This window comes from Mailhella massiliensis, from assembly GCF_900155525.1.
Classification (GTDB): domain Bacteria; phylum Desulfobacterota; class Desulfovibrionia; order Desulfovibrionales; family Desulfovibrionaceae; genus Mailhella; species Mailhella massiliensis.
Window position 1 is genome coordinate 379,693 of the sequence record NZ_LT706951.1, and the last position, 24,229, is coordinate 403,921.

Annotated in this window: 18 protein-coding genes and 3 tRNA genes; 6 read left to right on the top strand and 15 right to left on the bottom strand. The window is 59.1% G+C overall.

The features are described 5' to 3' along the window. Nucleotides 1–15 precede the first annotated feature (15 nt). From CZ345_RS07345 to CZ345_RS07365, 4 genes are all read left to right on the top strand, one after another. Nucleotides 16–243, top strand: a complete 228-nt coding sequence (locus tag CZ345_RS07345) for a Lar family restriction alleviation protein (protein WP_239446640.1) — start codon at nt 16–18, stop codon at nt 241–243. Nucleotides 244–642: 399 nt separating this feature from the next. After that, nucleotides 643–1,299, top strand: coding sequence for a YczE/YyaS/YitT family protein (locus CZ345_RS07355; protein WP_077072518.1), 657 nt, complete (start codon nt 643–645; stop codon nt 1,297–1,299). 52 nt (nt 1,300–1,351) lie between these two features. Continuing rightward, a tRNA-Arg gene (locus CZ345_RS07360) sits at nt 1,352–1,428 on the top strand. 564 nt (nt 1,429–1,992) lie between these two features. Then, nucleotides 1,993–2,373: a hypothetical protein gene (locus tag CZ345_RS07365; RefSeq protein ID WP_077072519.1), complete on the top strand. Its 381-nt coding sequence runs from the start codon at nt 1,993–1,995 to the stop codon at nt 2,371–2,373. Nucleotides 2,374–3,014: 641 nt separating this feature from the next. On the opposite strand, the gene CZ345_RS07370 is transcribed toward CZ345_RS07365, so the two are convergent. Beyond that, nucleotides 3,015–3,091: transfer RNA gene (locus CZ345_RS07370), tRNA-Pro, on the bottom strand. Nucleotides 3,092–3,113: 22 nt separating this feature from the next. Beyond that, nucleotides 3,114–3,189 (bottom strand) — tRNA-Thr (locus CZ345_RS07375). A 445-nt stretch (nt 3,190–3,634) separates the two neighbouring features. Between CZ345_RS07375 and CZ345_RS07380 the strand changes: the two genes are divergently transcribed. Together CZ345_RS07380 and pepT are read left to right on the top strand one after the other, a co-directional pair. Continuing rightward, the gene (locus tag CZ345_RS07380; RefSeq protein WP_083717214.1) at nt 3,635–5,191 is read left to right on the top strand and encodes an AbgT family transporter; all 1,557 of its coding nucleotides are present in this window, start codon (nt 3,635–3,637) and stop codon (nt 5,189–5,191) included. Nucleotides 5,192–5,342: 151 nt separating this feature from the next. Further along, nucleotides 5,343–6,578, top strand: a complete 1,236-nt coding sequence (gene pepT / locus CZ345_RS07385) for a peptidase T (protein ID WP_077072521.1) — start codon at nt 5,343–5,345, stop codon at nt 6,576–6,578. Nucleotides 6,579–6,886: 308 nt separating this feature from the next. Here the strand turns inward: pepT and CZ345_RS07390 are convergent, their stop codons facing one another. The 13 genes from CZ345_RS07390 to CZ345_RS07455 all read right to left on the bottom strand — a co-directional run bounded on the left by CZ345_RS07390 (nt 6,887) and on the right by CZ345_RS07455 (nt 23,847). Then, nucleotides 6,887–7,810 (bottom strand): DMT family transporter, encoded by a 924-nt coding sequence (locus tag CZ345_RS07390; RefSeq protein WP_083717328.1) that lies wholly within the window; start codon nt 7,808–7,810, stop codon nt 6,887–6,889. Between the two features lie 318 nt (nt 7,811–8,128). Then, nucleotides 8,129–9,496, bottom strand: coding sequence for a YfcC family protein (locus tag CZ345_RS07395; protein WP_077072523.1), 1,368 nt, complete (start codon nt 9,494–9,496; stop codon nt 8,129–8,131). A 70-nt stretch (nt 9,497–9,566) separates the two neighbouring features. Beyond that, a complete protein-coding gene (locus CZ345_RS07400; RefSeq protein ID WP_077072524.1) occupies nt 9,567–10,745 on the bottom strand; it encodes a M20 family metallopeptidase in 1,179 nt (392 codons plus the stop codon). 459 nt (nt 10,746–11,204) lie between these two features. Further along, entirely contained in the window at nt 11,205–11,621 is a 417-nt protein-coding gene (locus tag CZ345_RS07405) for a hypothetical protein (protein ID WP_077072525.1), read from the bottom strand. Between the two features lie 222 nt (nt 11,622–11,843). Continuing rightward, nucleotides 11,844–12,941, bottom strand: coding sequence for an NAD(P)-binding protein (locus tag CZ345_RS07410; protein WP_077072526.1), 1,098 nt, complete (start codon nt 12,939–12,941; stop codon nt 11,844–11,846). Then, nucleotides 12,941–14,593, bottom strand: coding sequence for an FAD-binding protein (locus tag CZ345_RS07415; protein ID WP_077072527.1), 1,653 nt, complete (start codon nt 14,591–14,593; stop codon nt 12,941–12,943). Before CZ345_RS07415 ends, CZ345_RS07410 begins: the two co-directional genes overlap by 1 nt. A gap of 13 nt (nt 14,594–14,606) precedes the next feature. Beyond that, nucleotides 14,607–16,121 carry a tripartite tricarboxylate transporter permease gene (locus CZ345_RS07420; protein ID WP_077072528.1) on the bottom strand — a complete coding sequence of 505 codons (1,515 nt, stop codon included), beginning with the start codon at nt 16,119–16,121 and terminating at the stop codon, nt 14,607–14,609. Between the two features lie 145 nt (nt 16,122–16,266). Next, nucleotides 16,267–16,698: a tripartite tricarboxylate transporter TctB family protein gene (locus CZ345_RS07425; RefSeq protein WP_077072529.1), complete on the bottom strand. Its 432-nt coding sequence runs from the start codon at nt 16,696–16,698 to the stop codon at nt 16,267–16,269. Between the two features lie 54 nt (nt 16,699–16,752). After that, a complete protein-coding gene (locus tag CZ345_RS07430) occupies nt 16,753–17,712 on the bottom strand; it encodes a tripartite tricarboxylate transporter substrate binding protein (protein ID WP_077072530.1) in 960 nt (319 codons plus the stop codon). Between the two features lie 44 nt (nt 17,713–17,756). Further along, nucleotides 17,757–18,509, bottom strand: a complete 753-nt coding sequence (locus CZ345_RS07435) for a GntR family transcriptional regulator (RefSeq protein ID WP_077072531.1) — start codon at nt 18,507–18,509, stop codon at nt 17,757–17,759. A gap of 1,326 nt (nt 18,510–19,835) precedes the next feature. Further along, nucleotides 19,836–21,005 carry a metallophosphoesterase gene (locus CZ345_RS07445; RefSeq protein WP_077072533.1) on the bottom strand — a complete coding sequence of 390 codons (1,170 nt, stop codon included), beginning with the start codon at nt 21,003–21,005 and terminating at the stop codon, nt 19,836–19,838. Between the two features lie 579 nt (nt 21,006–21,584). Next, nucleotides 21,585–22,034 (bottom strand): type III secretion system chaperone, encoded by a 450-nt coding sequence (locus CZ345_RS07450; protein ID WP_077072534.1) that lies wholly within the window; start codon nt 22,032–22,034, stop codon nt 21,585–21,587. Between the two features lie 25 nt (nt 22,035–22,059). Next, a complete protein-coding gene (locus tag CZ345_RS07455) occupies nt 22,060–23,847 on the bottom strand; it encodes a hypothetical protein (RefSeq protein WP_077072535.1) in 1,788 nt (595 codons plus the stop codon). Between the last annotated feature and the right edge of the window lie 382 nt (nt 23,848–24,229).

The window sequence follows — 24,229 nt, forward strand, 5'->3', positions numbered from 1 at the left end:
TTCATGGAGGATGGAATGATCCATAGCGAACCGGTCAGGCCTGAAAGCATGGCCATGCTTTTTGTCTACCCCTGCCCGCATTGCGGAAACGAGGTGGTGCTGGTCGCCCCCGTGCAGCCCATGACGGTGACCTGCGGTTCCTGCCGCAATCGTTTTCCCATCGTTCCGGTGGATGAGCGCACCGTACAGTATGTATATACCATGCTCGGCGACGGAAGGGCCGCGGTCAGTCCCGGCTTCTGAACAGGTTCCCCGGCATACGGCCTGCCTTTCGGCAGGCTTTTTTTATCGGCAAAACTTGCTATTGTAAGCAATATTGAATAGAATATCATCATATTAATATATGAATGAGGAAGCGTATTCGATGCTGCCGTGCTGCGGGGCATGATGCCCGACGCACAGGGTGTTGCGCCCTGTGCCTGAGCAATGCCGCATTTCTGCCGGAGGTTCTGCCCGGACAGGCTTTTTTTCAGGCTTTTTGAAAGGAAAAGCCGGGAAATACGGCGCCGGTCTCCGTTTCCGGCTGCGCTTCCGAATTGTCCGGTCGGCGCTGTTTTGCGAGGCGGTAGGCACGCATATCTTCCACCTCACGGCGGACATGCGCAGTATGGAGGCCGGAGGAAAACTTCACCGGGGAGATGTATGAAGACAAACATTTCCAGAGAGCGCGTGAAACGCTGGGTCGTTTTTTTTCTCAGCCTGTTCTTCATGGGGAACGGCATCGCTCTTGTCACCAACGCTCAGCTCGGCACGACGCCCATTTCCAGCGTGCCGTATGTCATCGCCAGAATTTTCGGCATATCCATGGGAACGGGAACTTTTTGCATCAATGTTCTCATGCTGCTTGCGCAGATTCCCCTTCTGGGAAAGACGTTCCGAGCTCGACAGTTTCTCCAGCTTCCGTGCGTGTTCGTCTTCAGCCTGTTCATCGATCTGGGGTTGTGGCTCAGCCATGCCTTTATTCCCGAGGCATGGCTCATGCGCATGGCCATGACGCTCACAGGCTGCGTCATCATGGCGTTCGGCATCATGCTGGAAATTGCCAGCAGCACCACGGTCATTCCCGGGGAAGGCTTCGTACTGGCGCTGGCCTACAGAACCAGGCTGCCTTTCGGGAACCTCAAGGTCATCAACGACGTCACGCTCGTCTGCATCGCCGCGCTGCTCGGATGGCTCTGTCTGAACGGTATAGAGGGCCTGCGGGAAGGCACCGTGGTTACGGCTGTTCTGACGGGGGTGTTCATCCGTTTCTTCAGTCGTATCTTCCGTATGCGCATAGAACACTGGTTTAAGCGATAACATGAAATTTTTGCTTGACCCCGCGGCCAAGCTTCACTACAACACAAGGAGCGCGCTTATAGCTCAGCTGGATAGAGCAACTGCCTTCTAAGCAGTGGGTCGCAGGTTCGAATCCTGCTAGGCGCACCAGATATTTCAAGGGGTTATGCTGTTGAAGCATGGCCCCTTCTTTTTTGTGCATACCGTCCTGTGCATACGGCGCGGTCTGAGGCTTTTCCTGTTGTTTTCCCCGGCCGTTGAAAGGAGCTTCATGAAAAGTTCCCGTCGGTCCGTTGTTCAACGCTGCAGCGGAGACAGCGCAGGGCGGAGCATCCTCCATGAAGGAATCTTCTCCAGTCGTTCCGTTCTTTCGTCGTGCTCTGTTTGTACCTTATACGGCGTTACTTTTCCACGAAGGCATCGTCCTGCGATATTGCGTGACAAGGAGCAGAATCAGTTTTTCTTGGTCTGTCCGAAGAAACGCCGATGCGCCGGAAGGGAAGCGGTTCGAGGTCGCCGCGAGCGGAGCAGAACGTCTTGTTCTGTCTGACCGAACATCCGTCCGCGTTTTTGAGGCGTCTCCCGTCTGCCGTCGGCGGACGTTTCGTATGCGGAAGACTGCCGGGTAATCCATACGTCTGTGGAAAGTCCGGCTTTTTCTTCTTTGCCCTGAGTAAGAAGAAAAATAGAATGATCATGAGATAAGGAGATGACATGGAACATTATCATCTGGAGAAAAGAAAATATTTCGAGTATAAAGGATACAAAGGACATTACGCGCTCATGGTCACGGCAGACTGGCAGGTGGTGCTGGCAGACCTGTGTCCCCCTTCAGACGGCTGGGGAGGCCATGAGCCTGTGACCTTTGCCCATCCCGTTTATCCCGTCCTTGCCAGCATGGTCTATCGCTGGGCCGTGCGGGAATTTCTGAACTGGCTGTACGCCTGCCGTCCGCCCAGTTTCTGGTTCTCTACCGATGGTCAGGAGAACCGTCGCGCATTGTACATGCGCTATGCCTTTAAACTCGAAGAACGGGGCTACGTCTGCTACGCCTCCGATGATGACAGGTTTTACTTTGTTCGACGCGCGGATTAAAAAAAGAAGCCATGCGACGCTGTTCCGCATGGCTTCCGTGCTTATTGAAAACCGTCTTTTTGCCCTGATGTTTCATCATGTTCCATGCACAGGGCAAACTGCCTTCCGGCCTGTTTCAGGGAGAAGTCGCCCCCCGCAGAATACCCGGCCTCAATCGTTGTTGTCCTTTCTTCCGTTCTCTTGCCTGATTGAAGCCATGACGTTCACCTGCTGAGGCAGGGGCGTTCTCGTCCGATACCATTTTTGCGATGACATCATTCAGAGGGAAGGAGTCGCGGTCGTCCTTAAGAGAAGAAAAGGCGCATGTTTTCCCGCGTGCGACGTCGACGGCGCATCTGGATTTACCATGAAGGCTTTTTGACGATCTGCGGCTACACGAGACCGGAAGTTTTCTTTGTGATAAAGCCGGGGGAAAGCGGCGCGCAGTCTTGCTCAGTCATATTTTTTCATCGTCTTGCTGGGCTTCCGGCAGCATTCCATGTGACATATCGGAGCGTTGCATCTGGCCGGGGCCGGAGAGCATTCCTGCAGGAGCCGTGCGGCTTATGCCGGCGCCATGTGATGGGGCTCCAGTGTTCTGGAGGGGAGGGCTTTAACAGAAAAAGGGAGTAACGAATCATCGTTACTCCCTTGGAAATTTCTGGTCGGGATGACTAGATTTGAACTAGCGACCCCTTGAACCCCATTCAAGTGCGCTCCCAGACTGCGCTACATCCCGACTCTGGAACCGAAGAAGGAAATGGAGCTCATGAACAGAATTGAACTGTTGACCTCATCCTTACCAAGGATGCGCTCTACCAACTGAGCTACATGAGCATTTCGTCTCTCGGCGAGGTATGTAATTAGCAGGATGGGGGGGGAGTGTCAAGCATTTTCCTCTTCTTTTTTTCGGAAAAGATAAAAAAGGTATTTCGGCGGTCGGAACCCTGCGCAAGAAAGAGAGTTTTTCGCCGGGAGTGCGTGGCATATCCGGCTCTGCCCGCAGGGCATACATGAGCAGTCTTCTGCCGGAGCCGGAGAAAAGGTTCCCCTCCCTGCGGAAGGAGATAGCCGCTCCGTACCTTGCAGGCCGATTTTCGGGCTTGCCACCGGGGAAGGGGGAATACGGGAAAAACGGTGTGCCGTAACCGTTTTTTGGAATTTTCCGCAGAGGATGTACTTGCCTCCCGGCTGGAAAATGGGCAAAAGAGTGTGTTGGCGCTTCTCTTATGATCGACATAAAGGTGGCTTTATGCCGGAATTCAGCGCGTAAGGAGTGTATATGCCTAAAACAGAACAGCCCATGGGGGCCATGAACCGGTTTTTGAACGCTGTGGAAGCGGCAGGCAATAAGTTGCCCCATATCACCATGCTCTTCATTTATGCACTGGTGATAGCTATCGTCCTTTCCTTCCTGCTTTCGTTTATTTCTTTTAATTATAAGCATCCGAGCACGGGCGAGACCATCAGAGTGCTCAACATGCTGAGCCCGGAAAATCTGCTCGACCTTGTGGTCTCCTCGGTCAGGAATTTCATGAACTTCCCCCCGCTCGGCATGACCATTGTCGCGACCATGGGCATCGGCATAGCGGAAGGCAGCGGCTTCATCCATGTCTTTCTTAAAAAGCTGCTGAGCATCATTCCCCGCAGAATACTCACTCCTGCCGTCATTTTCGTTTCCATTCTCTGCCATATCGTGTCCGACTCCGCCTATGTGGTGCTGATGCCGGTTTCCGCCCTGATTTTCTATTCCTGCGGTCGTCATCCTCTGGCGGGCATAGCCTGTTCCTTTGCGGGCCTTGCCGGCGGCTTCACCGCAAGCTACACCCCTTCCATCATTGATCCCGTCATGCAGAGCTTCACGCAGGCTGCCGCGCAGACCATCGATCCCGGCTATTCCGTCAACGTGCTCTGCAACTATTTCTATGCGCTCGGAGGCACCTTCTTCGTCATCGCCGCATGTTGGTATGTCACCGACAAGATCGTGGAACCCCGGCTGCGCATGACCATGCCTCTGGACAGCGGCCTGGAAAACGATCCCGACCTGCAGCTCAACCCCATCAGCGCCGAAGAAAACAGTGCGTTCCGCAAGGCCTGCTGGGCCTGGGCGACCTTCATCCTTATCTTCTTCGCCCTCTGCTGGCCGGAACATTCCCTGTTCCGTGCTCCCGACGGCAGCCTGACCAGCCCCAAGGCCCCGGCCATGCAGGCCATCGTGCCCCTGCTGTTCCTGTTCTTCGCCGTGCCCGGCATGGTGTACGGCTATGCTTCCAGAAGCTTTAAAAGCAGCACGGACGTCATCAAGTCCATGGAACATGTGCTGACCATGCTGCTTTCCTTCATCGTGTTCGCCTTCTTCGCCGCGCAGTTTCTCTATGTGTTCGGCAAGTCCAATATCGGCACGCTGCTGGCCATTGCGGGCGCGGAATTTCTGAAGAACATGGGCCTGCCTTCCGGCTGCACGCTGTTCGGCATCATTCTGCTTACCGGTATGCTGAACATCCTCATCACGTCCGCCACGTCCAAGTGGGCCATTCTTTCCACCATCTTCGTGCCCATGCTCATGATGCTGGGCATTTCCCCGGAACTTACGCAGGCGGCCTTCCGTGTGAGCGATTCCGCCGTGAACGTTTCCACGCCGCTTTTCCCGTTCTATCCGCTGCTCATCATGTACTGCCAGAAGTATGCCAAATCCACCGGCGTGGGCACGCTCTGTTCCATGATGCTGCCCTATACGCTGGCGCTGCTCGTGGTGCTCACCGCAGTACTGTATGTGTACTGGATGATCGGCATTCCTCTCGGCTTCGACAGCGGCTATGTGTATCCTCCTGTGAGATAACGTCCGGGGGGCGGCCGCGGAAAGCGCGGTTTCCGCCGTTCTGTGCTCCGTATCCTTGCGGTGCGGCGGGCCGGAGCATGGTTTCCGGTTCCGCCGCGGCAAAGGCGTCGACGGGGCTTTTCATTCAACCAGTCAAAGAAAGGCAAAAATCATGGAACATCAGTATGCCGGCGAGCTTACGGAACGCTTCCTGCGTTATGTGGCCGTTGCTTCCGAAAGCGATCCTTCGGCGGGAGTGGTCCCCAGCAGCGAAGGTCAGCGTGAACTGGCCCGTCTTCTGGAAGGCGAGCTGCGCGCCATGGGACTTGAGGAGATAGAACTGGATGAACATGCCGTTCTTACGGCGTATCTGCCCGGCAACGTGCCCGGTGCGCCTGCCATCGGCTTTGTGGCGCATCTGGATACGGTGCCTGTTTCCCTTTCTCCCGAAGTGCATCCCCAGGTGCTCCGCTATGAAGGCGGAGATGTCTGCCTGAACGCGGAAAAGGATATCTGGCTGCGTCTTTCCGAACATCCCGAGCTTGCCGCCTACGCCGGGCAGGACATTGTGTTCACCGACGGTACCAGCGTGCTCGGCGCAGACAACAAGGCGGCCATCGCCAATGTGATGACCATGCTGCACGCCATGACCTCGCAGTCCCTGCCGCACGGCGATATCCGCGTGGCCTTCGTGCCCGATGAGGAAATCGGACTTTGCGGTTCCAAGCTCATGAATCTTGAGAAGTTCAGGGTGGATTTCGCCTACACCATCGACTGCTGCGCCGTGGGCGAACTGGTGTGCGAAACTTTCAACGCAGGCAGCGTGCTTTTCGAGATTCAGGGCGTGACGGCGCATCCCATGTCCGCCAAGGGCGTGCTGGTCAATCCTCTGCTCGTCGCGGCCGACATCATCGCCTGCTTCGACCGCAAGCAGACCCCGGAACATACCGACGGCATGGAAGGCTACTGGTGGTTCACCGGAGCCGAGGCCAACGACAGCCGCTGCGTGTTGCGCATGAATATTCGTGACTTCGATAAGGAAGGCTACGAAGCCCGCAAGAAGTATGTGCTGGATGTGGTGGACTTCATGCGCATCCGTCACAAGAGGGCCGGCATCAAGGTGACCATAACGGATGTGTACGGCAATATCAGCGACTCCATCGGAGAAGACCGCGCCCCCATCGACCTCATGTACGAAGCTGCGCGTGAAATCGGCGTGGAACCCAGGACCATAGCCATGCGCGGCGGCACCGACGGTTCCGTGCTTTCCGCAAAGGGACTCGTTACGCCCAACTACTTTACCGGAGGGCTGAACTTCCATTCCAATGCGGAATTTCTTCCCATTCCTTCGCTGTGCAAGTCGCTGGACATGACGTTCAAGATTCTTGAACTCGCCGCGAAGCGCTAGACTCGGGAGTGCGGGGCGTCCGTAGTCCGGGAGCTTCGCGGAGAGAAGCAGAAACGCCGTATGCCGGGATTCCGGCATACGGCGTTTTTCCATGGAAAAAAGGGATGGTCCGTGCCTTGGTCAGGATATGTTTTTCCTGCACGACTGCCGCAGGTCTTTGCCGGACGCGACATCTGCCTTGCGCGGGCGGCAGCATGACCGCAGGGACGATGTTCCGGGGGAACGAAGGAGGTGCGGCTTCCGGGGAAAGCGTTCAATGCGGGGATGACGGTGAGGGAGAAGCGGCGGAAAAGAGAGATTCCCGGCAATCAGTGCTTTTTCACCCGGCTCATGCCCGGCAGATGAATCATGCCCGGAACGAAGTGCCCGACGCGTATGAGGCAGAGCATCACGCCCATGAGAATGAGCGCACTGCCGGTCCAGAACGACGGGGTAACGGTTTCTCCCAGCAGCAGTATGCCGAGCGCCGTGGCCGAGAGCGGCTGCACGGGGTAGAAGGCGGAACAGGTACCCGCCTCGGTGAGGGAAAGGCTTTCATTCCAGAGCAGATGCGCGACGCAGGTACACATGACGGCCATGTGCAGCAGGGCGAGCACGACGCCCGCATCCCAGGCCACGGGAGTGCGTATCAGTTCCACGACCGATACGGGCAGCGTGCACACGAGCGCCACGCCCATGCTCCAGGCGGTGATGAGCAGCGGCGGATACCTGTGGCTCATCTTGCGGATGAGTATGGATACATACGACCAGAGCAGTACGGAAACAAGGGAAAGAACAATGCCCGCCATCATGCCGGAACCGTGGACGCCGCCGATGATGATATACACCCCCGCCAGCCCCAGAACGATGCCGGTGATTTTCTGGAAGGTGAGCTTTTCGTGAAGGAGGAGGGCCGCCATGAGCATGATGACGATGGGATTCAGGGAATTGACCAGAGCGGCGAAGGAGGCGCTGGAAAATTTCGTCCCCAGAAGCTGCAGCACCAGAGCCACGAAATATCCCAGAAAGCCGATGAGGAAAATAGGCCTGTAGTCCTTTCTTTCTATGGGGCGGTACTTCCTGATGCGTATGAAGAGGAAAAGCAGAAGAAAGGCCACGGCGTAACGCACCAGGGAGACCGTGAACGGGGGAACCTTGTCCAGAACATACTTTCCGGCCACATAGAGGCTTCCCCAGAGGAAGAAGGTGATGAACAGATACACATAGACAAGTTTTTCATGTTTGAGCGGCATGGTATGCCTCCGGGAGAAAGGGCCGTGTTCACGGCGGTGCAGGGGAACCTTCCCGAAAAGGGAAACGGAAAGAGGCATATACCTCCCCGCCGCGTTTATCAATGCCCGCACAGGGGGGGGAAGACATTCCGGCGTCAATCCGCGCTGTTTCGGAAAGTTGCGCCAGGAGCCTCATGCAAAGGACACGATGTTTTTCGGCAAAGTCGGGGAGATTCCCTGTCGTCCGTGACGGAAAGGGCATCCTGCCGGAGCTTTTCCGGAAAGGCATGAAAAAGGCCCCGCTTCATGGAAGCGGGGCCTGAACAGTTCGGGAAGATGTCAGAAGCCCGTGGCCACGGCAACGACCATGGTCACTACGGCAAGCGCCGTCCAGAACAGGAACAGGGGCAGCACCCAGCCTGCCCAGGTCCTGTAGTTGATGCCCGCTGCGGCGATGCAGGCCATCATGGTGCCGTTGGTGGGGAAGATGACGTTGGAAAGGCCGTCGCCCAGCTGGAACGCCAGTACGGCCGTCTGACGGGTCACATGAACCACGTCGGACAGCGGCGCCATGATGGGCATGACTACGGCGGCCTGTCCGGAACCCGAGGGCACGAAGAAGTTGAAGAGCAGGTTGAAAAGGAACATCACCGGAGCGACCATGGCGTTGTGCAGGCTGTCCAGCGCCATGGCCATGCCGTAGATGATGGAGTGGAGGATATGGCCTTCGCTCAGCACCACGGAAATGCCGGTGGCCAGACCGATGAGCATGGCGGAGAAGGTCATCTGTTTTGCGCCCTGCAGGAATCCGGCCACAAATCCGTTCATGCCCATGCCGGTGACCAGCGCGCAGAACATGGCGACCAGCATCATGATGCCCGCCATGTAGTTCATGCCCCAGTGCAGGGTGAGCGAACCCCATACATATATGCCGAGGCCGACCGCAAGGCCGAGAAGGGCCAGGGCATGACGACCGTTGAAGGGAACGGCGGAATCTTCGGCTGCGGCCGGTTCCGCCTCGTCCAGCACGCCCGCATGGGGGTTCTGCCGGACCTTGTCGGCATAGCGCACGATGAAGGCCGCGGTGGGCAGGAAGAAGACCAGCCAGACCACGCAGCGGAAGCCGAAGCCGGAAAGCATGGGCAGCCCGGAAATCTGCTGCGCGATCTGCACCGTCATGGCGCATACGGGACTGGTGGCATAACCGCCGTAGGCGGCCAGAAACATGACGGCCACCCCCGTGACTCTGTCCGCACCGAGTTTGCGCGCAAGAATGACGCCTATGGGAATGGTGGCCACCACGGGGTTGGCCATGACCCCGGACGCGCCGAGAATGCTCATGATGAGTGCGAGGCAGGGCAGGATGAGGAAGGAACGGGTGCCGAGAGCACGCACAAGGCGGCTGATGAAGGCATCCACGGAGTTGCTCGCGATGAGCACCTGAAAATAGCCGCCTACCAGAAAAGTGAACACGATGATGGGCCCGGCCTTGACCATGCCCGCGAACACGGCGTCGACAAGGCCCCAAGGGGAAACGCCCTGCTGTTCGATGGCGTGATAGGTGACGGGATCGAGGAGTTTCGTTCCGGGAATGAGGTCGTACATCCCTGCCGGAATGACATGCGTCAGCACGGCGGCCAGAACCATCATGGCGAAAACGATGACGAGGGAATTGGGGAACTGGAATTTTTTAACCTGTGCGCTCATGGGAGGCCTTTGTTCTGAGTGTGGTGAAAAAGCACGGTCTGAAGTTTGCCGGATGCGGGCCGGGCAGGCGTCATGCCTCGTCGTCGGGCAGGGAAAGAATGGCCGTCACCAGCTTTCTGCACTGAGGCAGCAGAGAGGAGAGCAGCGCGTATTCTTCCTTCGTGTGGGCGTTGGCTCCGGCTATGCCCAGAGAACACAGTGTGGGCACGCCCATCTGGGTGACGAAGGCGCTGTCGGAACAGCCGCCTGCGGCAAGGGCCGTCGCAGGCCCGAAGCCGAGCATACGGGAAGCGTTGTCGTACACGGAAAGGAGTTTTGCCGTGCCGGGAGTCTCCTCCATGGCGGGGTAACGTCCGAGCAGGGAGAACGTGGCCGTCGTACCGGGCAGAGGCAGTTCTTCGCACAGCCTTTGCAGTTCGCGGAGGGCTTTTTCATAGTCGGCGTTGCTGTGATAGCGCAGCCCCAGAGAGATGTCGCAGGAATCGGCGATGACGTTGGCCCCCGTTCCGCCCGTGATTTTGCCGCAGTTGAACAGGTTGCCGGACAGATCGGTAAGCTGTTCGATGCGTTCCACAAGGCGTGCGGCCGTGCGTATGGCGCTGGCGCCTTTTTCCGGGTTTCGTCCGGCATGGGCGGCAATGCCCGTGACGTGAATGCGCAGAACGGCGCCGCCCCTGCGCCTGATGACGATTTCATTCGCCGGGGATCCGCTTTCGCAGTTGAAGGCAGCCGCGCAGTCTCTGCATTCTTCGGTGAAAAGCCGGCCGCCGAGACCTTCGGAGAGCATGTGCGCCGTTTCCTCATCGCTGGCGAGCACGAGCCTTATCTGCCGTTCCCTGTAGCCGCAGACAAGAAGAGCCTTGATGGCGAAGAGCGCGATGACGATGCCGCCCTTGCAGTCGTACACGCCGGGGCCGTAGAGGCGGTCGCCTTCCTGCCGGAAGAGCTCGGGCCAGCTCCCCGCAGGATGCACGGTGTCGAGGTGGGCGAGCAGGGCCACGGGCTTTTTCCCGGCAGGGGCGGTACGGGCCGCGAGCGCATCTCCGGCGTGGGCGTAATGCTCTTTGCGGCATGTCATGCCCATGGCGTCGCAATAGGTGTCGAGATGCCCGGCAAGGCGGCTCACCGCCTCCCTGTCGGAGGACGGGGTTTCCATTTCCACAAGGTTTTTCAGAAGCTGGAGCATCTCCGTCTGTCTGCCGTCGAGATATTCCATGGCCTTCTGCCACAGCGCGTCGTTTTTCATCATCCGTACTCTTTTGTTGCAGAAAAAAGATGTATCAGCGTATCCGTATCGGAAAAAATAGGCAAGAGTGCCTTTTCGTTCTTCGCAACTGCCCGGAGAAAAAAGAAAAAATATGATATGGAGGCAGGCGTTTCATGCCGTCGAACGCATTTTTTGGCATATGATTCTCATGTATCTGCATTGATACAGATACTTCTGCAGAAAAAGGAGTACGCTCTTCGCAATATACGTTACATCTTTGTACCGATACGTCTTTGTGCTGCGCAGAGACAGGGGAAACGCGCCCTTTCTCAGAAAGTACCTCCGACGTCCCGGCATCCGCCGGAATATTCCCCCGCCCCGTAGGGAAGGTTCCCGCCTGCGCCGTTGAGAAAGAGGCCCGGCGCAGAGACCGGGCAGATACCCTTCCAGGAAGAGGACTTCGGCGACGGCGCAGGAATCCTCTTCCCCGCTCAAGGAGCGTTACTTCTTCTTCAGCGTGGAAAGCATGTTCTGTATGGCGGCGGTATGCTTTCCCGTAGGATCGGTAACGGTGACGAGAAGGAACTCTCCGTCCTTGAGTGCGCAGAAGCAGGTGCTCTTCACCCCGTCGCGGGTAAAGCTGAAGGTATGCACGCCCTGATCGTCCGCCTGCGGCTCCGAGCCTCCCAGCTTCCGGGAAAACTCTCTGGTCACGACATCGAGGCTCTGTTTTTCCATCCGTTCCGCGGCGATGGAAATGGCCGCTTCATTTCCGGGGGCGGTAACGGCGACGACGCCGTTTTCTTCCATGGCGTTCCAGCCCTGGGGAATGTCGATGCTGAACTTGCTGAATTCCCGGGCGGAGGCGGTACCTATCATAAACAGAGTGAGAGTAAGCGCCAGAGCGATATGCTTCATACTGAAATCTCCTTGAAGGTGCGTAACGGCGTGGTGCGGTATGCCGGTTCGCGCCACTACCTATAACGCAAAGGACGTACTTCTTACAATCCTTGCAGGGAGACGTCGTCCGCGGCCCGTTGCGGCACAGAATACAAAAGCGGCGCTTCCGGCCGTTCCGTGCGTTTTCAGAGGAAAAAGCGTGAAGGCCCGAAGCGCCGCCGGAGTTCATGGCGGAGATGTTCAGCGGATCAGGTACGGAATGCGCACATGCAGCGCCTGCGTGGGGCAGACCACTTCACAGGGCAGGCAGTACCAGCAGGTCCTGTTCCGTTCGTAGGGACGGCCGCAGCCCAGGCAGCGGGAGGCTTCCTCACGGGCTTCCTCACCGGTATAGAGGTTCCCTGCGGGGGCCACGGGCGCGGTATCGGCGATTTCCCTGTCGCCGAGTCCGGCGAAGCGTTCCAGCCCGCGGGCCGTGCGTTCATCGAGTTCGTAATCGATGTCGAAGCCTTCCAGAAGGTTGCGCGCCGCGTGGGCGGCTTTTGCCGCGGCGGCCATGGCCTGAAGGGGAGTCAGGCTTTTCTGGTTCTTCACGCAGGTGCCCGCAGCGAAGAGATTATCCTTCACATGGCCGTTCTTGTCGGCGGGCAGCACCGCGCCCTTGCCGCAGGTGCAGAGCACGGCGTCGTATTCCGCACAGAGCGCATCCAGCTCCGCCTGACCTTTGGGGGAAGAGGTAAGGAAAAGAATCCCCGCGTCGCGCATCATGGTCAGGGTTTTTTTCATGACGTCGGCGGGAACGGCGGGCAGGGGAGCGGCCGCTCCCGCTTCCTCGGCGGGAACATGGGTGAGCGTCGTGCCCGCTTCGGGCGCAGCTTCGAATACGGTGACGCTTATGCCGCCCATGCGCAGATTCCAGGCCGCCTGAAGACCGGCGGGGCCGGAACCGATGACGGCGGCCTTTTTGGAGGAGACGGGGAGTCTGCGTGTTTCCGGGCCGTAGACGATGTCCGGCCGGGCGGCGACGAGATAGCGCAGAAGGTCGGCAAAGCGCAGAGAGCCTCCGGCCTGACCGCGGGAACAGGTTTTTTCCGCGTAGGGATCGCCCAGCACGGAGAGTATGCCTGCAAAGGGCGTGGAGCGCCTGAGTTCACGGGCGGCGTCCTCTTCCTTGCCGGAGGCGAGGAGTCTGGCCACGCCCTGATAGTTCACGCCCAGCGGGGAGGCCTGACGGCAGGGCGGCAGGGAAAGACGCAGGTTGTCCATGATGCAGCGGTCGACACAGTTGCCGCAGGCAAGGCAGAGCGTGGTGTCAATGGCGATATTGCTGTCGTTCATCACAGGGAAACCTCCTCGCCCAGTTCGGAAATGCGGACTTTTTCCGCGTTCAGATGATTATCCTTCATTTTGATGACCACATGGCAGAGCCAGTTGGCGTCGTCCTGCAGGGGGTAATCGCTGCGGCGGTGGCATTCGCCCCAGCGGCTTTCCTTGCGGAAGTCTCCGGCGAGCGCGGAGCAGTCGGCGCAGAGCAGGATGTTTTCCACTTCGTAAAGCTTGGAAAGCTCATGGCCGTTATGGATGGCCACATGCCTGAAGTCTTCGCGGAAGGTGTCGGACCAGTACTTCCACAGTTCGAACTTGTGGGAGTTCTTGGGTGCGACGAGGTAGTCGCCCACCACGCGGCGCACCTTGTGTTCCAGCTCGCGCACGTCGATGTCGCGGTCTTTGGCGCTGAAGCGCTCCGCGAGTTCCTCACGTACGGCGGCGACGTCGTCTTCATGAATGTTCGTATCGGGGGCCTTTGCAATGTATTCGGCGGCCTGTTCGGCGGCGATTTCACCGAAAATGAAGGCCCCGGTCAGGTGCTGCTTGGCCACGCTTGCCACGTCGCCCGCAGCGTAGAGGCCGGGCACCGCGGTTTCGGCACGTTCATTGACGCGGATGCCCGCCAGCCCGTGGCCGCCGCAGAGCAGGTATTCCGTGGGCCACAGTTCGATGTCCTGCTTGCGGAAATCGATATGTCTGCCGCCGAAGAAGCGTTCGTTCACCGGCCGTTCCGTGGTGAACAGGATGTGTTCGATTTCCCGGATTTTTTCTTCCGGCAGATGACTGAGCTGGATGTGCACGGGGCCGCGGCCTTCGGTGAAGGCTTCGTTCATGGCGTTGATGTTGTTGACTTCGCCTTCCATGATGACGGTACCGTTGCAGTCCAGCACCTTGCCGCCGCGCGTGACGCAGATGGCGAGCAGGGGCATGTTGGAGTCCTTGATGAGCATGGTGCGCTGGGTGAACTCCATGCCCGTTACGCCGGCACCGGCGCGCAGGGCCATGGCGAAGCCGTCGCCGGTGTTGCCGGGGTAGTCGTACACGCCGTACAGGTAGCCGGAATTGGGGAGCGTGAGACGGCTGACGCCGCCGGAGGCGATGAGCACGGCCTTGGCGCGGCAGACCACAAGCTGGCCGGTGCGCACGTTCAGGCCCACGGCGCCGGCCACGCGGCCGTTGTCGGTGAGCAGACGCAGCGCCATGACGCGGTTGACGGGGCGCGCACCGAGGTCGAGGGCGCGCTGCACCAGCATGGATTTAAGCTCCGGTTCGTCCATGGCCGTCTGAAATTCGCCTTTCACATGGTATTTCAGGGTCTTGTACTGGCCGTTCTCATCCTTGGGGAAGGTGACGCCCCAGCTTTCCATTTCCTTGAGCAGGGCATAGGAACGTTCGGCCATGACATAGCTCGGGCCTGCGTCCACAATGCCCGCCGCACCGGCGCGCACGGCTTCAAGGTAGAGTTCGGCCGTGGTCTTGCCCGGAATGGCGACGATGTTCAGCGCGTCCATGCCGCGGGCGATGGAACCGCCGTAGACGATGTCGCTTTTTTCAAAAATGGTCACGCGCAGATCGGGAGCGACCTGAAGGGCGCGCATGGCCGCGATGCAGCCCGCGCTTCCGCCCCCGATGATGAGAAAATCACTTTCCAGTATCTGCATGGAATCCTCCTGGTTACTGCTTGGCGGTCTTGCGGCCGCGGGTGAGGCGTACGATGTAAAAGAGCGTGACGAACACGGTCATGGCGAAGAAGCAGCAGGCGATGGGCCTGTCGATGAAGATGGTCCAGTCTCCCCGCGAGATGATGAGGCTCTGGCGTATCTTGTGTTCCAGCAGCGAGCCCAGGAAGAAGGCCACGATCATGGTGGGAAGGCTGAGCCTGAGTTTGGTGAACAGGTAGCCCACGAGGCCGAACACGAACATGACGCCCACGTCGAAGAGACTGGTGTTGTTCACATAGGAACCCAGGAAGGAAAAGATCATGACGCAGCTGAACAGCACCGTCTTGGGAATGTTGGTCAGCTTGCGGGCGTAATGCACGAAGATACCGCCCACGATGAGCGTATAGAGGTTGCTGATGAGCAGCACGGCAAAGAGCGCGTACAGCATGGGGGCGTTGCTTTCCATGAACTGCGGACCGGGCACGAGGCCCTTGATCATGAAGCCGCCCAGAATGAGCGCCGCGGCCAGGTTGCCGGGGATGCCCAGGGTGAGCAGCGGCACGAGGTTGGGACCGTTGACGGCGTTGTTGCCCGCTTCGGAAGCGGCGATGCCTTCCAGCGCGCCGTTGCCGAACTTTTCCGGGTACGGGGATTTCTTCCTGCTCCAGATGTAGCTGAGGTAGGCCCCCACGGTGGTGCCGATACCGGGCACGATGCCCACAAAGGAGCCGATGAGGGTGGAACGGGCTATGGTGGGCAGGCACAGCTTCATTTCCGAGGTGGTCAGGCGGTCGTCGTCGGTGCCGGGGCGGGAAAGGCGGATTTCCTCCGCCTGACGGCGGTTGCGGTCCCTGTACCAGCGTTCCGCCTGCAGCAGCACTTCCGAAAAGGCCAGCAGGCCTATGGCCATGGGCATGATGCTGATGCCGTCGGCAAGTTCGATGAAGCCGAAGTTGAAACGGAGCGTGCCGGTTTCCGGGTCGCATCCCACGGTGGCGAGCAGCAGCCCTATGCCCGTGGAGATGAGGCCGCGGCAGGGGCTTCCCGAAGCGGCAAGGCTGATGATGATGAGCGAGAAGAAGAGAATCATGCTGTATTCCGGCGGGCCTATGTGCAGGGCCACCATGGCCACGGGCGCGGCCAGGAAGATGAGCACGAGGTCGCTCGCGGTATCGGCCGTTACCGAGGCGAAGAGCGCGGTTTTCAGCGCCTTGCCGCTTTTTCCCTGCTTTGCCAGGGGGTAGCCGTCGAACGTGGTGATCATGGCCTGCGGCGTGCCGGGAATATTGAAGAGAATGGCGGGAATGGAGCCGCCGAAGTTTCCGCCCTTGGAAAGGCCCATGAGCATGGCGATGCTGGGAATGGGCCCGAGGTAGTAGGTGAAGGGCAGAAGCAGAACGATGGCCATGGTGTCGCTGAGTCCGGGGATGGCACCCATGATGATGCCGAAGGTCACACCGAACAGCGACCAGAAGAAGTTCTGCCAGTCCAGCACCATGCCGAGCGCTGTCATTAAACTTTCAAACATAGAAGACGCCTTTTTGGAGGAACCTGAGGTCGTGATGATCGTGGAAACGCATGGCCGGAATCGGCGGCCCCTTTCGGGAGCCTGACGCATCCTCCGGCGGAGCGGCCTGAGCTTTTCCGCTTCCTGTCCGTGTTACGGGCAGGGGTCAGAAGAGCAGTCCCCGAGGCAGTTCAAACTGGAGAAAATGGACGATGACGAGGTAAATGCCGCCGAGACATACGAGCGGCGTGAACAGAAAGACCTTCTTGCGCCGTTCCCCGAACAGCAGGAGCGAGCAGAGGATGAAAACGAAGCTCGGAACAAAGAATCCCAGCCTGGACAGGGATACGATGTAGACGAGGAAGAGCAGGATGGCAGGCACCGAGACGCGCAGGAATGCCGTGGGGTCGAAGGTCGGCGCGGGTTTTTCTCCCGGAGTGCGCAGCAGCATGATGAGGGAGGGCAGGGCGATGACCAGAACGGCCAGGCGCGGAACGAACGCTTCCTCTGGTCCTTCCGTCTGCGCGGGAATGATGACGAACCAGAGCAGCGCGCTGAAGACGAGAAAGCCGAGACCGGTGAGTCTGTCGGTATGCATGGGAACTCCGTGGCGGCTCTCCCGCAGGAGAGCCGCCTTTCTCTTGAGCAGCTTTTATTCGGCCTTCTTGTTGAATTCCAGCATGGCCGGGATAAGCTTCGTGGCTTCTTCACAGAAGGACTTGGTTTCCTGACCGTTCATGAACTTGGGGCTGAAGCCCGCTTTAAGCATGGCTTCCTGAAGTTCCGGGTCCTCAAGGGCGCGCTTGATGGCGTTTTCCCACGTCGCGCGGATTTCCTCAGGAGTCCCCTTGGGCAGAATGAAGGAGTAGGGAACCGAGGTGTAGAAGGGATGGCCGAGATCCGCATGGAGCTTCGGCAGATCCGGGAAGTCGGGCACTTCGCCGGTACCGAGGTTGAGCAGCACATTGAGGTCGCCCTTGCGCGCAGCCTGATAGCCTGCGGTGCCCACGCCGAGTTCACAGGCGTCGATATGTCCGCCGATGAGGTCGGCCGAGGCTTCGCCGCCGCTTTTGTACATGACGAAGTTGATGTCGAGCCCTTCCTTGACGGCCACGGAGCGCAGAAGTTCCACGGCTTCCTGGGAAGCGCCGCTGCCGATGGAGACCTTGCCGGGGTTGGCCTTGATGTAGGCCTTGAATTCCTCCCAGTTCTTGTAGGGTCTGTCGGTGCGGGCAAGCAGAATGCGGTCGTTGATCATGTAGGTGCCAGCAAAACTCATGTTATTGAGATCGTAGGCTTTTTTTCTCAGAAAAATAGAAGCGGAGAAGGCGGGCGTGGCAGGGGCGGCGATGGTGTATCCGTCGGGTTTTGCCTTCATCACATATTCAAAGCCGGGAACGCCTGCGCCGCCGCCCTTGTTGGTGATGACGAGAGGCTGCCCCAGAATGCTTTCCAGCTTCTTGGCAAGCATACGCACGCTGATGTCGCCGGTTCCTCCCGGGGCGTAGGCGACGATGACATTGAGCGGTTTTTCGGGAAAGGCGGCCTGCGCCTGCCCCATGAAGAACAGGGAAACCGTACCGGCCAGCAGCGCTGACAGCAGCTTGTTCATGATATCCTCCCAACAACGGCTGAATTGAGGGCTTGCTCCCCCGGTTACAGACGAAAGTCATGCTTGCGCATGAGGCCCCTTTTGCCTCCGAGCACATAGCTTATGCGGTACTCGAAGGGAATGTTTCCATAGGTGTATGAGATCATGTGCAGCTCAAAGCAGGGGGAGTGTTCCTTCAGCCCCAGCCCGGCGTGAACTTCCGGGGGCAGCCCCATGCGGATGTGCATGATTTCATCACAGAAAAAGGAGGGGATATGGCAGTCGCGTTCCGCAAGATGATACAGGGAATGCTTTTGAAAATCCGCCATGGGCGTCTGAAGCAGCCCGTCGCACAGAGGCCGTGAGAAAAAGGACTCCGTCCAGCCGAGGGGAAACTGTCCGCCGCCGTCGCGTCCGTTCAGATACCGGCTGACGCGGATGCAGGGCGCGCCGACGGCCAGGTTCAGGCGCGATGCCGTGTCCTTGTCGGCGGAAACTTCCGTGCGGATGATGTTGAAGGGCAGGAGCACGGCGTCGCTGTCGCTGAACGAAGTGCGGAGTTTGTAGAATACGGCCCTGTCGGAAGGGAAATCGGTGACGAAGGTACCCTTGCCCTGCACCCGGTAGCAGTATCCGGCCTGGACAAGCTGTTCCATGGCCTTGCGTACCGTGCCCACGCTGAGCCCGTATTCCTCGGCAAGCTGGCGTTCCGGCGGAAGCTGATCTCCGGGTTTCCAGCGGCCGGCATTGATCTTCAGGGCAAGTTCCTGCTGAAGACGGGAGTAGGCGGGGGCGAAGGGCGAGGTGGCGGGTATCATCGTTTTTTACCAAAAATGTTTATTGCTATATAGAACTATAGCAATATCCCGTCAAGAATCTTTTCCAAGGCATGGGGGCACCTTACGCGGGGTGTGAAGAAAACACGGGGAAAAATAAAGAGATTTTTTTCTTTTCTTCTTTTGTAAAAAAGCAGTCTTTTTTTTACGGTCCTGCTGGCTGTTTTCCTCCGGCGAGGGAAATGAGGCATGTCGTTTCGGAGCGGAAGCGCGGAAGATGTTGCGGGAGAGGAGCGTTCGGGAAAACGGCAGACGGGCGGAAATGGACAGAGGCCTGGCGGGGGCTGTGCGGACGGAGGGAAAATTTGTCGTTTTCGTAAGGAAGTGAAAAGAGAGAACAGGTGCGCTGCCGGAAGAAATTTTCCGGTCACAGTGCCCTTCGACCGGATTTCGACCGTGAAAAAGCGTGAAGAACGGCGGGGTGCGTATAACGAGGGGCGCCGGTACTGCTGGCAATGCCTCTTGTGCGCCTCAGTTTTTTATCCAGCCTTGTCGGACAGGCGTTTCCAGAGGCTGACCTGTGCATGTCCGTTGCATGTCCGTTGCCGGTGCCGTAAACGGGCTTCCGGCATACGGAATATTGAACGGCCCGCCGGGCTTACCCCCGGCCGGCCGCTGTCCGATGTTCCCGGTTGTCTTTGCCTGTTTTGTCCGTCGTACGACATGGTGACCGCGGCCCCGGCCCCGATGGCGCTCTGCGAACCCAGTTCCCCGAACGGCTCATGGATCATCAGGCTGCGGTCCCTTGCCAATATCCGACAAACGCCGATGCGCTCATCTTGGGCGGTATCTCAAGCAGCAGATGGACCTGTTCGGGGCAACACTCCGCCTCTGCTGGCTTCACGCCCGTTCACGCGCAGAGTTTTCATGATATTTCTCCTCCGGTCCTTTTCTCCATGGAAGATCTGTCTGCGATGGTGGGGAGCAAATACCCTGTGATATGCCGTTCTCTTCGCGTGCCCAACCTTGAGTCCCCCATGGAGAACTTTTCTGATTTGCCCGGGGCGCAGTTGTCAGACCGCTCCTTTTTGGGACAAATCACAAGGAGTAACAATTCATAACCATACGTTTTCTGGTTCCGGCCTGCCCGGGGCATTTCCCCCCGAAAGTCCGCCCGAATGCGGGCAGGCTATGGAAAGAATGTTTTTCCGGGGCTGCGGCGGAAGAATACGCCGGAAAAAACACACGGAGCGGTCGCTGCGGAGTCTGCGCATCTTCTTTTTGTACGCGTTCCCGGAAAACGGGAAGCGCCGGGCGGAAACCCGGCGCTTCTTCAATCGGAGGGGAGGAGGCCCGTCCGGGCCGTGGTTATTTCCGGGAATCCTTGAGCGAAACGGTGCGCGTCTGACCCCAGGTGGTGGTGTCGGAAGCGTTGGTGTTCCACAGCACTTCCCGCACCGTCATAAGACCGGTATCGGTATCTGCGGAAATCAGCAGGAAGGAAAGTTCCGTTTCGTTGCCGCCGGAAACATCGCCCTTCATGGGAGAATCCACGCGGAAGGTGGGCAGGGAGATGGTGTAGTCCGGGCCCTGCCAGTCGTAGAACTCGTTGTAGTTTTCATGCCCGTGGAAATAGGCGCGGATGGAAGGATGTTCCTTCAGGAAGGCCGCAAGTTCCCTGTGTTCGCGCAGGGGGCGTTCCTTCGTCGTGTTCACGCTCGCCACATCCGGGGTCAGATTTTCAAAGCCGTCTTTGGGGTTGAGGCCGTGATCGCCGTTGGGGTTGGTCAGACGGTTGGCGGTAAGGTCGGGCGGCATGTGCGTGAAGAGCAGCACGGGTTCCCCTTCCGGCATGGCGGCAAGCTTTTCCGCCATCCACCGGCGGCTCGCCGTATCCGGCCAGATACCCATGAGCAGAAGATGCAGTCCGTCCTTTTCCCTGTCCAGAGTGACGGGGCGGGCATAGGGGTCGAAGTCCTTGCCGGGCTTTTTGCCCGTGGACATCTCGGTCATGGCACGCATGGCGCCGTCGTCCTTTTCCGGGTACATGGGGCGGAAGAAGCCCACGGCGTTGGTCATGTCGTGGTTGCCGGGAACCGCGAGCAGTTCCGCAGGCTTTCCGTCCTTGTCCTTGACGGTCAGGCCCTTGCCGTACTGGGTCATGAACAGGTCGAAACAGGCCGTCGCCGTCATGGGAGCCTTTTCCTGCGTGCCTTCCATGCGGTTGGCGATATCGCCGGTGGAGATGACGTAGTCTATCCAGCCCACGGGCTTTTCGGCCATGACGCCGTTATCCGGGGGCAGGGTGAGGCCGGGAAGGTCGTTGATGGCTTCCACCATGGCGGCGTTGACCTTGGTGGCGGACACTTTTTTCTCTCCCCGGAAACTCTTGCGGGAAATGCCGTAGTGCTGATCGGAGGTATAGACGATCTGCACGACTTCCGCGCAGGCCGTGCTGCTCCACAGGGAAGCGCACAGCAGGGCCGAGACGAAGGTTGCGGCGATATGCGTACGGCGCACGTTTCTGACATTGAACATGGATGTGTCTCCTTTATGCCTCCTTTTCCCGGTCGGCGGAACATGCCTTGCGCGGAAAGGGGCGTTTACGAAGGAGACTATAGGAGGGGAGGGTAACGGCAGCATGAAGACGGCATGAAGAAATCATGTCGCAGGGGATGGGAACGGCAGGTCGAAGGTGCGGAACCATCCATGCCGCGGAGAAGCATGTCCGGCCCTCCGGCCGGTGGCGAATGCCCGACGGAGAAAGGAGGCGGGGGCCGCCCGGGCGATGCTCCGTCCCCTGCGCGGCGTGGGGCGGGATGCGGGAAAGGATGCTGAACCTGCATTGACGTGTCTTTCCGACCATGCCGTTGCGTCCGGGAACCGTGCGGGGGGGACGAAAAGGATCTTGCGGCACTCCGCAGTCGTGGCCGGACCTCGGGGAAACGCTCATGACCAGGGATGATGCATGGAAAAGCCCCATGCCTTTTCAGGGAGAACCTGAAGGCATGGGGCTTTGTCTGCGTCGCTGTCTATCGGTCGGCAGCGGCAGGGAAGGCGTGGCACGCCGCGTTTACGGCGGGGAGCCGTACGTTCTGTATGCCGGGGAAGGCGTCGCTACACCCGCAGCATATCCTGAGGGAAGGCGGGGGCTTCTTCCCGGTCTGTTTCCTCCTCGCCGTGCAGGCAGAAGCTCTGCCACATTTCCGCGATATCGACGAAGTTCTGTACCCAGGTGGCAATGTTGCCGTCGTCCAGAACTCGCATCGACATGACGCCCTGAAGCGTCACCCCGGTATCTTCCCTTGCGGCCAGCGTGAAGCCCTGCGTTTCATGGAAGAAGGTATTGGCGTCCAGAAGCGCGGCATACAGCGTTTCCCTGCCTTTTTCCGGCAGCGGAGCCACTACGGTGAACATCATGACGGCATCGGAGCCGGGCAGGTGGCGCAGGCTCACCTCGAAATCGTCGATGACCAGCAGACAGGAGGAATCCTCCTGCTGGGTGATTTCCGGCAGCCCCAGAGCGGGGGCCAGCGCACGGAGAAGGGACGTGAATGCTTCAGACATGGTCGTAACCTCTCATGTATGCGGATCAGGCGTCGGCGGGACGGCGGGCCTGCATACGGCAGGCCGTCAGCGTGCTCTGTCCGTCGGGGGTGATGGTAAAGGTGTAGTCGATATCCAGCGGGGAGGCCTCGGGCTTATGGTAACGCATGGTGACGTTGCCGTTTTCTTCCCGACGGATGTCGATGTCCAGCGGAGAGTGTTCGGATTCCGCAATGCCGGTGACGGGACTTCCGGTGCGGACGAGGAAGGCGCCGCTCTGGCCCATGCTCTGAATAATCTGCCGGGCCTGGATTTCGTTGTCTCCACAGAGACGCAGCGTGTGTTCGACCAGGCTTCTGCTTATGGGCGAAGGATGCCCGCCCTTGAACTGTGCCTTTTCCTCCTCACTCATGCCGGAAGTATCCTGAATACGCACGACTTCCGTTTCCCCTCCGGCCGTGCCGAAGCTGATGGTGGGCATGTAGCCCGGCAGGGAGTTGTGCGAACCGCGGCGGTAGAGGTCCTTGGCCAGAGATTCTTCCACCATCTGCAGAGAATTGAGTTCCGAGGGCGACGTCAGGGTGGGGCGGTTGACGAAGTCGGCCAGCGTGACCGACACGGGATGGAGCAGGCTTTCCATGGTCTTTTCCAGGCTGAGCCCCGCGGCCATGGTGGTCATGCCTTCGGAAGACACGGTGGGGCTGTCCGGGCGCGTCTGCTGGAACATGGCGCCGAGCCTGTCGAAAACCGCGTCGTTGAAGCCCCGGAAGTCGACATCCTTCAGATTGTCGGGCATGGCTTCATGGAAGCAGCCCTGCCACAGCGTTTCCCGGCTGAGAAGACCGTCGGGCTGAAGATTACGCATTTCTCCCAGACGCTGCGCCGTCAGAGCGCCGGCCGCTATGCCGCCGTGATTCGCGATCTGTACGCTCAGCATGGAAAGATCCGCCGCGGTTTCGGGGGTGGCCCACGACAGCATGATCTGCGCCACGTTGTCGGGAGCGGGGCCCTTGCCGCAGGCATAGGCGAAGTTCTGCAGGGCAGGCAGATTGCCGTCGGTCACACGGCGGAACATCTGGTCGGCATGAAATTCGAGTCCCTTTTCCGCCGCCGTTTCCGCTTCGTGCCTGACGGCCATGCCCACCAGCTTCCGCAGTTCCTGCTTCTGCGCGGCGTCCAGATTCATGCGGGCGGCGCAGGAGTCCAGAGCAGCCTCCGCACCCTGGGTGGAATCGTTCATGAACCTGTCGACAAGCACGTTGTTCCAGGCCTTCATCATGGCGGTATGACCGGCCGTGCGGACCATTTCACTCATGTTCTCATAGCTGAGAATCTTCTGCGTTTCCTTAGCCGCCGTCTTGAGCACGGCTTCTTCAAACGTGTCCTTCAACTTCTGACGTTCGGCGGGAGTGACGTTGTGCCCGGCGCAGAACGCATCCAGCGCAGTACCGAAGTTGCGGGTATCTCCCTGCCCCGTATTGCCCAGCACGAAATGACGGGCCATGTCGGTATTGATGCGGCTTATGCCCTGGTGCATCTGTGCGGCGTCCGCCAGAATATCGCGTACGGTTCTGGCGCTGAGGGGCTTGCCCTCCACGCGGGAGGCGCGCATACGGGGGGCCAGGGCGTCGGCCACGGTGTCTCCGTACTGCTGCCGCACGGCGGCGAACAGCACATTGCCTGCGTGGCGGTTGGTGCTCTTGAGGGTAAAGAAGGTGCCTATCTTTCCTCTGGTTTCAAAGCCGCCGTTCTTGACGACGATATTGGTGTCATCGCCCAGGGTATTGGCCAGGTGGGTAAGGTTGCCGAATGTCAGGCTGATGGGGTGTGCCATGAAATGCCTCCAGCTATCTTTTACGCAGAATTGCACGGAATGTTCCGATGCGCAAGGTGGAATACGGTGCGCGGATCGGGTACATCTTTCTCCAAATATACTGCAAGAAGTGTGCCATTGGGGCATCGTCGTACGGCAACAGGAAAACGGGCCGGAATATTACGTTTTGTGCGGAGATGAGAGCGGAGATAACCGGAACGGGGCTGCGAACAATGTACGCCTTGGGACAAAGTATGCCAACGATACTGTCGTTGCCAGGGTGTTTGCCAGAAATATGGGCGGATGGCGCGCAGGGTATCTGACGGGGAGGAGAAAGAAAGGGCAAACCGTACAATGTTTTCGGTTTGTGCGGGAACGCGGGGCCGCCGGACACGCGCGGGGC

Excerpts from the sequence above, each read along its gene's own strand:
- CZ345_RS07345 (WP_239446640.1), top strand. The coding sequence starts at position 16 with ATGATCCATAGCGAACCGGTCAGGCCTGAAAGCATGGCCATGCTTTTT.
- CZ345_RS07355 (WP_077072518.1), top strand. The coding sequence starts at position 643 with ATGAAGACAAACATTTCCAGAGAGCGCGTGAAACGCTGGGTCGTTTTT.
- CZ345_RS07365 (WP_077072519.1), top strand. The coding sequence starts at position 1,993 with ATGGAACATTATCATCTGGAGAAAAGAAAATATTTCGAGTATAAAGGA.
- CZ345_RS07380 (WP_083717214.1), top strand. The coding sequence starts at position 3,635 with ATGCCTAAAACAGAACAGCCCATGGGGGCCATGAACCGGTTTTTGAAC.
- pepT (WP_077072521.1), top strand. The coding sequence starts at position 5,343 with ATGGAACATCAGTATGCCGGCGAGCTTACGGAACGCTTCCTGCGTTAT.
- CZ345_RS07390 (WP_083717328.1), bottom strand. The coding sequence starts at position 7,810 with ATGCCGCTCAAACATGAAAAACTTGTCTATGTGTATCTGTTCATCACC.
- CZ345_RS07395 (WP_077072523.1), bottom strand. The coding sequence starts at position 9,496 with ATGAGCGCACAGGTTAAAAAATTCCAGTTCCCCAATTCCCTCGTCATC.
- CZ345_RS07400 (WP_077072524.1), bottom strand. The coding sequence starts at position 10,745 with ATGATGAAAAACGACGCGCTGTGGCAGAAGGCCATGGAATATCTCGAC.
- CZ345_RS07405 (WP_077072525.1), bottom strand. The coding sequence starts at position 11,621 with ATGAAGCATATCGCTCTGGCGCTTACTCTCACTCTGTTTATGATAGGT.
- CZ345_RS07410 (WP_077072526.1), bottom strand. The coding sequence starts at position 12,941 with ATGAACGACAGCAATATCGCCATTGACACCACGCTCTGCCTTGCCTGC.
- CZ345_RS07415 (WP_077072527.1), bottom strand. The coding sequence starts at position 14,593 with ATGCAGATACTGGAAAGTGATTTTCTCATCATCGGGGGCGGAAGCGCG.
- CZ345_RS07420 (WP_077072528.1), bottom strand. The coding sequence starts at position 16,121 with ATGTTTGAAAGTTTAATGACAGCGCTCGGCATGGTGCTGGACTGGCAG.
- CZ345_RS07425 (WP_077072529.1), bottom strand. The coding sequence starts at position 16,698 with ATGCATACCGACAGACTCACCGGTCTCGGCTTTCTCGTCTTCAGCGCG.
- CZ345_RS07430 (WP_077072530.1), bottom strand. The coding sequence starts at position 17,712 with ATGAACAAGCTGCTGTCAGCGCTGCTGGCCGGTACGGTTTCCCTGTTC.
- CZ345_RS07435 (WP_077072531.1), bottom strand. The coding sequence starts at position 18,509 with ATGATACCCGCCACCTCGCCCTTCGCCCCCGCCTACTCCCGTCTTCAG.
- CZ345_RS07445 (WP_077072533.1), bottom strand. The coding sequence starts at position 21,005 with ATGTTCAATGTCAGAAACGTGCGCCGTACGCATATCGCCGCAACCTTC.
- CZ345_RS07450 (WP_077072534.1), bottom strand. The coding sequence starts at position 22,034 with ATGTCTGAAGCATTCACGTCCCTTCTCCGTGCGCTGGCCCCCGCTCTG.
- CZ345_RS07455 (WP_077072535.1), bottom strand. The coding sequence starts at position 23,847 with ATGGCACACCCCATCAGCCTGACATTCGGCAACCTTACCCACCTGGCC.